Raw genomic sequence first — 9,210 nt, forward strand, 5'->3', positions numbered from 1 at the left:
CTTGACCTCGAACGCGGCGCAGACGCGTTGCTGCGCGGACTCCGGATCAAAGTGCCAGGGCGGTCGCTCGCGACAGGCCGCCGCGGTGGTGATCACCGTGCCCTCGGCGATCAGCAGTTCCGCCGGGGCCAGTCGCGCTAGCTCCGCCTGCAAGGCTTCGACGGTGGCCAGCTCGCTGACGACAAAGCGTCCGGTGGACAGCTCCAGCCGCGCCAGTCCCCAGCGATCGTCATGCTGGAATGCGGCCGCCAGCAGGCTTTCGCGACGGGCGTCCAGCAGGGCCTCGTCGGTCAGCGTGCCGGGCGTGACGATGCGCACGACCTTGCGCTCCACCGGCCCCTTGCTGGTGGCCGGGTCGCCGATCTGCTCGCAGATCGCAACCGACTCGCCGAGGCGGACCAGCCGGGCCAGGTACTGTTCGACCGAGTGGTGCGGCACGCCGGCCATCGGGATCGGCTGCCCCGCCGACTGGCCACGGTTGGTCAGGGTGATGTCCAGCAGTTCGGCGGCGCGGCGCGCGTCGTCGTAGAACAGCTCGTAGAAGTCCCCCATCCGGTAGAACAGCAGCAGATCGGGATGTTGCGCCTTGAGGCCGAGATACTGCTGCATCATCGGCGTGTGGGCGGTGCTGGACTTCGTCACGACGGGTCTGACTGGCTGGGCAAACGCGATATGCTAGGTCCTGTTCCTCACCGTTGCGACATCATCGCTACCAGATGCAGGAAAACCCCCTGATCACCGAACGCGTCGCCGCGCTGGCCGACCTGCTGATGCGGTCGGGCGCGCGGCTGGCGACCGCCGAGTCCTGCACGGGTGGCTGGGTCTCCAAGGCGCTCACCGATCGTGCGGGCAGCTCCGCCTGGTACAACGGCGGCATCGTCTGCTACTCCAACGCCGCCAAGCGTGATCTGCTGGGTGTGCCGCCAGAGATGCTGGATACCCACGGCGCCGTTAGCGAGCCGGTGGTGCGCAGCCTGGCAACGAGTGCGCGCGCGCGCCTGGGAGCGGACCTTGCCGTGGCGATCTCCGGGATCGCCGGACCGGGCGGGGGCACGCCGGACAAGCCGGTTGGTCTGGTCTGGTTCGGATGGGCCGACCTGTCCGGTTTCCACTGCGAATCCCGTGTATTCCAGGGAGACCGCAACGCGGTGCGGGAATACAGCGTGGTGCATGCGATCGATGGTTGCATCACCCGCGCACGATCTGTGGCACAATGAGCCAACTACTGACGGAATAAACAGTAATGGATGAGAATCGCAAAAAGGCACTGGCCGCTGCGCTAGGCCAGATCGAACGGCAATTCGGCAAGGGCTCCGTGATGCGCATGGGCGATGCCGGCGCAGCGCGTGATATCGATGCCGTGTCCACGGGTTCGCTGACGCTGGATGTCGCGCTGGGCATCGGCGGACTGCCGCGCGGCCGTGTCGTCGAGATCTACGGCCCGGAATCCTCGGGCAAGACCACGCTGACCCTGCACTGCGTGGCCGAGACGCAGAAGGCCGGCGGCACGGCGGCGTTCATTGATGCCGAGCACGCGCTGGACCCGCAGTATGCGGCCAAGCTGGGTGTCAACGTTGACGACCTGCTGGTCAGCCAGCCGGATACCGGCGAGCAGGCGCTGGAAATCGCCGACATGCTGGTGCGCTCCAACGCTGTCGACATCGTGGTCATCGACTCGGTGGCCGCGCTGGTGCCGAAAGCGGAAATCGAGGGCGAGATGGGGGATTCCCATGTCGGTCTCCAGGCCCGGCTGATGAGCCAGGCGCTGCGCAAGCTCACCGGCAACATCAAGCGCTCCAACACCATCGTCATCTTCATCAACCAGATCCGCATGAAGATCGGCGTCATGTTCGGCAGCCCGGAAACCACCACGGGCGGCAACGCGCTGAAGTTCTATTCCTCGGTGCGCATGGACATTCGCCGTATCGGATCGGTCAAGAAGGGCGATGAGGTCATCGGTAACCAGACCCGCGTCAAGGTCGTCAAGAACAAGATGGCGCCGCCGTTTCGCCAGGCCGAATTCGAGATTCTCTACAACGAGGGTGTCTCGCGCCTGGGTGAACTGATCGATCTCGGTGTCGCCAACAACATCATCGAGAAGTCCGGCTCCTGGTACAGCTACGGCAGCGACCGCATCGGCCAGGGTAAGGAGAACACCCGGATTTATCTCAAGGAGCGTCCGGAACTCGCGCAGGAGATCGAGACCAAGATTCGCGAAATCCTGCTGCCGAAAAAGACGTCCGCAGCGGTCGAGGAAGAGGCAGTCGGCGCCGAGTAGCGCTAGGCGTCTCGACCACCTTCGGCGATGAGCAGCGACGCCGAAACCGACCCGGCGGAGATTCGCGACAAGGCCATCACGCTGCTTGCCGCGCGTGAGCATTCCGCCGCCGAGCTGCGACGAAAGCTGGCGCGTCACTTTGACGATCGCGACGCGGTCGACGCCGTGCTCGTCGAGCTGGCGAGTGACGGTTACCAATCCGATGTGCGGTTCGCGGAGGCTCGGGTCCGAGCGTCGCTGAATCGCGGGCACGGACCTTTGATGATCCGTCAGAAGTTGCAGGCCGCCGGTGTCGAGGCTGGCTTGATCGAACAGGTGATGGAAGCGCTTGACGTCGATTGGCCGGAGGAGGCCAGGGCTATCCTGGATTCGAAGTTTGGTTCGCGACCTGCGGCAGACCGTCGTGAGACGGCCCGGCGTGCCCGCTTTCTGGCCAGTCGTGGTTTTTCCTCCGACGTCATCGGTCGGCTGCTGCTGGATTAGACGGCGTCGCGCCTCACGGCATAAGGCGGCCGTGCTTCTAGAATGGTGTGCTGTCCAGTGGTAACCGCAATGCGCGTTGTGCCTGGTACTCATCCAGCCGTGATTTGGCGTCCGCGGTCGGAATGTCGGACTGTTGCAGCAGCCGGATGCCTCTGCGTTGCTCCTGGATTGCTGCCTTCCATTGTTCGGTTTCCGCCAGCGCGGCGGCGCGGATTTCGTGCCAGGCAGCCTGGTCCAGGTAGGTCGACTTGATCGAGTCCATGAGATCCAAGGCGCGTTGGCCCTGTCGTTCGGCGTCCAAGTCGATCGTTGCCAGCATCCAAGCCAGTCTGGCCGTGTCGGTGGGTCGGCCACTGGATGCCGCTGCGCCCTTGATGTAGTAGATCGCCTCGTACTGATTTCCGGCTCGCAGCCGTTCGTTCGCGAGCGAGCGCAAGGCGTCCGGCTGCCTCAGCCCGGCCGCCAGGTCCTTCCAGCGCGTGGCGGTTTCTACGTCGCGCACGCAACCGGAGCCCTGGCGAACGCGGGTGTTCAAGTCGTACGCCGCATCGCGAAGTCCGCCCAACGCCGCGGCGTGAAGCCAGCGCAGCGACTGCGCTTTGGTCAGCGTGCTGTCCTCCACGGGCAGGGCTTCGAGCGCCCAGCCCAGTTGATACATCGCCGCCACATCACCTGACTCCGCTTTGGATGCCAGAGCCTCGATTCGGTCTTGCGTGGCCTGTTCGAATTTGTGGCTGCTGCCGATTGTGTAGTTGATACGTTGTTCATAGAGATGGGCAGGAGGCGGTGATTCGAGCGCGAACTTCCATTTCGGTAGAACGGCGGCGGTGGCTGCCGTGAAGTCTTCATGTGCGCTGGAGATCAGCCTGAGGTCTCGAGGATGGCCATGATCAGGTAGGAGAAACTGAAGATGAGCCGATCCTTCAATACCGCGGTTTGCCAACCGCGGCGGATACACGGGTTGCACCCGATCGACAACTTTGATGCCGTCGAGCGATTCCCAGGTAACCGGTTTTTCCTGCGCTGTGCTGTATTCCGGTTCGAGCGCATGCATGACGGCGTCTAGCGTGTAACTCTGCTGCCACTGCTCGGCAAGTTTCAGTGCGCTGGCGCGTTCGTCCTCGTCATGGATTAGTGCCAAGGCTTTTGGTTGCAGCGCCTTCGCCTGGGCATCTCCTTGCTGGGCTGCGACCGCCAGCCACGCGTAGGCGCTCGGCAGATTGCGATCACCGCCTTCGCCCTTGACCAGCATCACCGCGAGATTGCGCTGAGCTTCGGAAAAGCCCAGGTGCGCCAGGTGTTCAAACCTGCCGCGTGCTTCCTCCAGTTCCTGGTCCGCGTAGAGTCGAACGGCGAACTCGAAGGGCCCTCCCGGGCTGGGCAGTTCCGCTCCCTGGAGGTCCGCGACCGGCAGACAACCGATCAGCATCACGAGGACGGCGTGCTTGCTCAGTGAGGTGATGGAGGGCTGAGGTAGAGACCGTCTGGAGCGGCTGATGATTCGATTGAGCATGGGCTGACTACGGTTGCCTCTTTCAGGTTTGGGGTTTGGTCCCCGCGTGCCGTATCCTTTCGCGCCTTTTCCGTCCGCCGACGTCATCCGCCGATGATCACACTGGCCCAGATTCGACAGCAGTTTCTCGACTATTTTGCCGAGCAGGAACACGCGATCGTGCGTTCCAGTTCGCTCGTGCCCGGAAACGATCCGACCCTGCTGTTCACCAATGCCGGCATGGTGCAGTTCAAGGAGACGTTCCTCGGGCAAGAGCAGCGTGACTACGTGCGTGCGGTGAGTTCGCAGCGCTGCGTACGCGCGGGCGGAAAGCACAACGATCTGGACAATGTCGGATACACCGCTCGACATCATACGTTTTTCGAAATGCTGGGCAATTTCAGCTTCGGGGACTATTTCAAGCGCGAAGCGATCGGTTTTGCCTGGACGTTCCTGACCGAGCGACTGGGATTGCCGCCGGAAAAGCTCTGGGTCACGGTGTTCGAGGAGGACGACGAGGCTGCGTCGATCTGGTTGGATGAACTCGGTGTGGATCCTGCGCGTTTCTCACGGATCGGCGCCAAGGACAATTTCTGGACCATGGGCGACACGGGCCCCTGCGGGCCCTGTTCCGAGATCTTCTACGATCACGGGCCGGAAGTGGCCGGTGGCCCGCCGGGCACGCCGGAAGAGGACGGCGACCGCTACATCGAAATCTGGAACCTGGTGTTCATGCAGTTCGACCGTGCCGCCGACGGCTCGATGACGCCGCTGCCGGCGCCGTCCGTCGATACCGGCATGGGTCTGGAGCGCCTGGCCGCCGTGTTGCAGGGCGTGCACTCCAACTACGAAATTGATCTTTTCCAGGCGTTGATCAAGGCCGCAGCCCGTGTGGCGGGCATGGAAGATCTTGATCACCCTTCACTCAAGGTCATCGCCGACCATATTCGCGCGACGGCCTTCCTGATCGTTGACGGCGTGCTGCCCTCAAACGAGGGTCGCGGTTTCGTGCTCCGTCGCATCATGCGGCGGGCGATTCGCCACGGGTACAAGCTCGGCATCTCCGAGCCATTCTTCGACAAGCTGGTCGCCCCACTGGTCGAACAGATGGGCGAGGCCTATCCCGAACTGGCCGAAGCCGCATCGCATGTTGAACAGACCATCCGCCGCGAGGAACAGCGCTTCGCCGAAACCCTCGCTCAGGGCATGCAGTTGCTGGACGGTGCACTGGCCGAGATCGACGGCCATGTCCTGCCCGGCGAGACCGCGTTCAAGCTGTACGACACCTACGGGTTTCCGGTCGACCTCACCGCCGATGTGTGCCGGGAGCGCGACGTGACCGTAGACATGGCGGGGTTTGACGCCGCGATGAACGCGCAGCGTGAACGGGCGCGTGCTGCCAGTCGCTTCGGCACGACCGAGTCCGGTGTCGCCGTGACCGACGCGACCGAATTTCTCGGCTACACGGAACAGCAGGGCCGCGGCACGGTTACCACGCTGATCGTCGACGGTGAAAAGGTGGACGCGATCGAGCCGGGCCAACAGGCCATTGTCGTGCTGAACGCCACGCCGTTTTACGCGGAATCCGGTGGACAGGTTGGCGACACCGGCGAACTGGCGGCTGGCGAAGCGGTGTTTCACGTCACCGACACGCGCAAGCAGCCGGGCGGTGCCTTTGGCCACATCGGCGCGCTGTCTGGCGGTACGCTGCGGGTGGGTGACGAGGTCGACGCCCGCATCGATGCGGCGCGGCGCGCCGCGATCATGCGCAACCACTCGGCCACGCATCTGTTGCATGCGGTATTGCGCGAAATCCTGGGGCCGCATGTCGCCCAGAAGGGGTCGCTGGTGGCGCCGGACCGGCTGCGCTTCGATTTTTCGCAACCCGAGCCGGTGACCCCGGATCAGCTTGCTGAGATCGAGCAGCGGGTCAACGCGCGCATCCTGACCAACACACCGGCGGACGTGCGCGAGGAAAGCTACGACGACGCGATCGCCGCCGGTGCGATGGCGCTGTTTGGCGAGAAATACGGCGACAAGGTACGTGTGCTGCAGTTCGGCGAGTATTCGACGGAGCTGTGCGGCGGCACCCATGTGCGGCGGCTGGGCGATATCGGTTTGTTCAAGATCACCTCCGAGTCGGGCGTGGCGGCAGGCGTGCGCCGGATCGAGGCGGTGACCGGGCTTGATGCGTTCGACTGGGTACGCGGTGCGCAGCAGCGGCTGGGCGCCGTGGCCGGGCTGGTGAAGTCCTCGCCGGACGAGGTCGAGGGCAAGGTTGCGGGTCTGGTCGAACGCACACGCCAGCTCGAAAAGGAACTGGAGCAGCTCAAGGGCAAGCTGGCCTCGTCCCAGGGCTCCGACCTGGCGGCCCAGGCGACCGTGGTCGATGGTGTGGCCACGCTGGCGGCGCGCCTGGATGGCGCCGACGTGAAGACCTTGCGCGACACTGTCGACCAGCTCAAGAACAAGCTGGGCACCTCGGCCATCGTGCTGGGCGCGGTGCAGGGCGAAAAGGTGTTGTTGATCGCGGGTGTTTCCAAGGATGCGACCGCGAGGATCAAGGCCGGGGAACTGGTCAATGTCGCCGCCGCCGAGGTTGGCGGACGTGGTGGCGGCCGACCCGACATGGCGCAGGCTGGTGGCAGCGAGCCGGGCAGGCTGGATGCCGCACTGGATGCCGCCCGGAACTGGTTGCAGTCTCAACTCGATACCAAGGCGAGCGCCTGATGGCCCTGTACGTCCAGAAGTTCGGTGGCACCTCGGTGGCCACCGTCGAACGGATCAAGCACGTGGCCTCCAAGGTTGCGGCCAGCCGCGCCGACGGACACAAGGTGGTGGTCGTGGTGTCCGCGATGTCCGGCGAAACCGATCGGCTGATCGGCCTGGCGAAGGAGGCCAGCGCACATCCGACGCCGCGTGAAATGGACGTGCTGCTGTCCACCGGCGAGCAGGTCACGATCGCGTTGCTGGCGATGGTGCTCGAGCAGATGGATGTGCCGGCGCGGTCCTACACCGGTGGACAGGTCCGCATCGTTACCGACGATGCCCACGGCAAGGCGCGGATCCAGGCCATCGACCGTGAGCGTATCGAAGCCGACCTGGATGCCGGGCGCATTGTCATCGTCGCGGGCTTCCAGGGTGTGACCGAAGCCGGCGACATCACGACGCTGGGTCGAGGTGGTTCGGACACGACGGGCGTGGCGCTGGCCGCCGCGCTGGAAGCCGACGAATGCCAGATATTCACCGACGTGGATGGGGTCTACACCACCGACCCGCGCGTCGAGCCGCGGGCGCGCCGGATGACGCGGATCACCTTCGAGGAGATGCTGGAGATGGCCAGCCTCGGGTCCAAGGTGTTGCAGATTCGCGCGGTCGAATTCGCCGGCAAGTACCGCGTGCCGCTGCGGGTGCTGTCCACATTCAAGGATGGCGACGGCACGCTGATTTCTCTCGACGAGGAAGACGATATGGAGCAACCGCTGATCTCGGGCATCGCGTTCAATCGCGACGAAGCCCAGGTGACGGTCAAGGGCGTGCCGGACCAGCCGGGCATTGCCGCGTCGGTGCTGTCGCCGGTAGGTCAGGCGAACATCGAGGTCGACATGATCGTGCAGAACGTGAGTTCGGACGGCACGACCGACCTCACGTTCACCGTGCATCGCAACGACTACGAACGCACGCTGGAGGTGTTGCGGGAGGTCGCGAACCGCATCGGAGCGCGTTTGGTGACCGGCGCCGTGGATATTGTGAAGATTTCCGTGGTCGGAGTGGGTATGCGGTCGCATGCCGGCATCGCCGGGCGCATGTTCGAGACCCTGGCGCGGGAGGGCATCAACATCCGCATGATCTCGACGTCCGAAATCAAGATCTCGGTCGTCGTCGAAGACAAGTATCTCGAATTGGCCGTACGTGCGCTGCACTCGGCGTTTGGGCTCGACACGGAGACGGCCGCGTAGTTCTGATATTCTGATTCCACTTGGCAGGGGGCGGTCGCGAGATGGCCCAAAAGGAATTTGGGACAGCACTCGATTGCGGTCTGTACATGGAGTACATGCATGCTGATTTTGACCCGACGAATCGGTGAGACAGTCATGATCGGTGACGAAGTCACCGTCACCGTTCTGGGCGTGAAGGGCAACCAGGTCCGACTGGGGGTCAACGCGCCGCGTTCGGTCGCCGTTCACCGGCAGGAAATCTACGATCGCATCCAGAAGGAAGAGGCTGCGAACAGTCCGGTTGACGAATAGCCGGGTGGCCCTGAACGACGCGGCCACGTACAATTATGGCCGCTTCGCAGGCCGCGCCGCGTCCGCGGCTTGGCAACAAGCAACTCCCGGAGAAGTGGCCGAGCGGCTGAAGGCGCTCCCCTGCTAAGGGAGTATGGGGTTTATAGCCTCATCGAGGGTTCGAATCCCTCCTTCTCCGCCAAATGAGAAACCCCGCGATCGCGGGGTTTTTTTGTTGGGTTGGTCCAGTGAATCACGGGCTCGTTACATCCAGAGCAGCCGCTCCCTCGACTCATACCAGCCGTCGACATGCGGCTGGTAGCGCTCCTCCAGCTGCGGTCGCTTGATCTTCAGCGTCGGCGTCAGAAGCCCGTTGGTCACCGTCCACGGTTCGTGGATGACCACACCGAAGGCGAGCTGCTCATGCGGGTCCAGGGTGGCGTTCACCGCGTCGATCAGTTCGATGATGGCATCGGCGATCCGCTGCCTGCCGGACTCGTCTTCAAGATGGGCGCGGGCGGCCTCGCTGGGCATGATCAGTACGTGCGGCTGCGGGCAGTTGGCGCCGGAGACGCAGGACGCCTCGATGTAGGCGTGTCCGAGCTTGTTCTCGATGGGGGCGGGAGCGACGTACTTGCCCTTGCTGGTCTTGAAGAGCTCCTTGAGCCGGCCGGTGATGCGCAGCCGGCCCTCGGCATCGTATTCACCCAGATCACCGGTGCGGAACC

At 64.0% G+C, this 9,210-nt stretch carries 7 protein-coding genes, 1 tRNA gene and 2 pseudogenes; 7 read left to right on the top strand and 3 right to left on the bottom strand.

The annotated features are described in order from the left end of the window. A pseudogene (locus ABNS06_RS00635) lies at nt 1–612 on the bottom strand (DNA mismatch repair protein MutS); the annotation flags it as partial. 104 nt (nt 613–716) lie between these two features. Between ABNS06_RS00635 and ABNS06_RS00640 the strand changes: the two are divergent. The 3 genes from ABNS06_RS00640 to ABNS06_RS00650 are packed head-to-tail and all read left to right on the top strand — an operon-like array spanning nt 717 to nt 2,761. Then, complete coding sequence (locus tag ABNS06_RS00640; protein ID WP_348671968.1) at nt 717–1,217, top strand: CinA family protein; 501 nt, start codon at nt 717–719, stop codon at nt 1,215–1,217. Nucleotides 1,218–1,243: 26 nt separating this feature from the next. Continuing rightward, the gene (recA, locus tag ABNS06_RS00645; protein WP_348671970.1) at nt 1,244–2,278 is read left to right on the top strand and encodes a recombinase RecA; all 1,035 of its coding nucleotides are present in this window, start codon (nt 1,244–1,246) and stop codon (nt 2,276–2,278) included. A 27-nt stretch (nt 2,279–2,305) separates the two neighbouring features. Further along, nucleotides 2,306–2,761: a regulatory protein RecX gene (locus tag ABNS06_RS00650; RefSeq protein WP_348671972.1), complete on the top strand. Its 456-nt coding sequence runs from the start codon at nt 2,306–2,308 to the stop codon at nt 2,759–2,761. Nucleotides 2,762–2,798: 37 nt separating this feature from the next. On the opposite strand, the gene ABNS06_RS00655 is transcribed toward ABNS06_RS00650, so the two are convergent. Next, the gene (locus ABNS06_RS00655) at nt 2,799–4,427 is read right to left on the bottom strand and encodes an energy transducer TonB (protein ID WP_348671973.1); all 1,629 of its coding nucleotides are present in this window, start codon (nt 4,425–4,427) and stop codon (nt 2,799–2,801) included. Between ABNS06_RS00655 and alaS the strand changes: the two genes are divergently transcribed. The 4 genes from alaS to ABNS06_RS00675 all read left to right on the top strand — a co-directional run bounded on the left by alaS (nt 4,368) and on the right by ABNS06_RS00675 (nt 8,684). Beyond that, entirely contained in the window at nt 4,368–6,983 is a 2,616-nt protein-coding gene (gene alaS, locus ABNS06_RS00660) for an alanine--tRNA ligase (RefSeq protein WP_348671974.1), read from the top strand. The genes ABNS06_RS00655 and alaS overlap by 60 nt on opposite strands. After that, on the top strand, nt 6,983–8,212 hold the full coding sequence (locus tag ABNS06_RS00665) for an aspartate kinase (protein ID WP_348671975.1): 1,230 nt from the start codon (nt 6,983–6,985) through the stop codon (nt 8,210–8,212). The genes alaS and ABNS06_RS00665 overlap by 1 nt, the downstream gene beginning before the upstream one ends. A 99-nt stretch (nt 8,213–8,311) precedes the next feature. Further along, nucleotides 8,312–8,503 (top strand): carbon storage regulator CsrA, encoded by a 192-nt coding sequence (csrA, locus tag ABNS06_RS00670; protein WP_348671976.1) that lies wholly within the window; start codon nt 8,312–8,314, stop codon nt 8,501–8,503. Nucleotides 8,504–8,591: 88 nt separating this feature from the next. Further along, a tRNA-Ser gene (locus ABNS06_RS00675) sits at nt 8,592–8,684 on the top strand. Nucleotides 8,685–8,746: 62 nt separating this feature from the next. Here the strand turns inward: ABNS06_RS00675 and ABNS06_RS00680 are convergent. Continuing rightward, a pseudogene (locus tag ABNS06_RS00680) lies at nt 8,747–9,210 on the bottom strand (hypothetical protein); the annotation flags it as partial.

Origin of the sequence: uncultured Abyssibacter sp., from assembly GCF_964000955.1 — a bacterium.
Taxonomy (GTDB): domain Bacteria; phylum Pseudomonadota; class Gammaproteobacteria; order Nevskiales; family OUC007; genus Abyssibacter.

Bases quoted from the DNA above. Each gene is read 5' to 3' on its own strand.
- ABNS06_RS00665 (WP_348671975.1), top strand. From the start codon at position 6,983: ATGGCCCTGTACGTCCAGAAGTTCGGTGGCACCTCGGTGGCCACCGTC.
- ABNS06_RS00650 (WP_348671972.1), top strand. From the start codon at position 2,306: ATGAGCAGCGACGCCGAAACCGACCCGGCGGAGATTCGCGACAAGGCC.
- ABNS06_RS00640 (WP_348671968.1), top strand. From the start codon at position 717: ATGCAGGAAAACCCCCTGATCACCGAACGCGTCGCCGCGCTGGCCGAC.
- alaS (WP_348671974.1), top strand. From the start codon at position 4,368: ATGATCACACTGGCCCAGATTCGACAGCAGTTTCTCGACTATTTTGCC.
- recA (WP_348671970.1), top strand. From the start codon at position 1,244: ATGGATGAGAATCGCAAAAAGGCACTGGCCGCTGCGCTAGGCCAGATC.
- csrA (WP_348671976.1), top strand. From the start codon at position 8,312: ATGCTGATTTTGACCCGACGAATCGGTGAGACAGTCATGATCGGTGAC.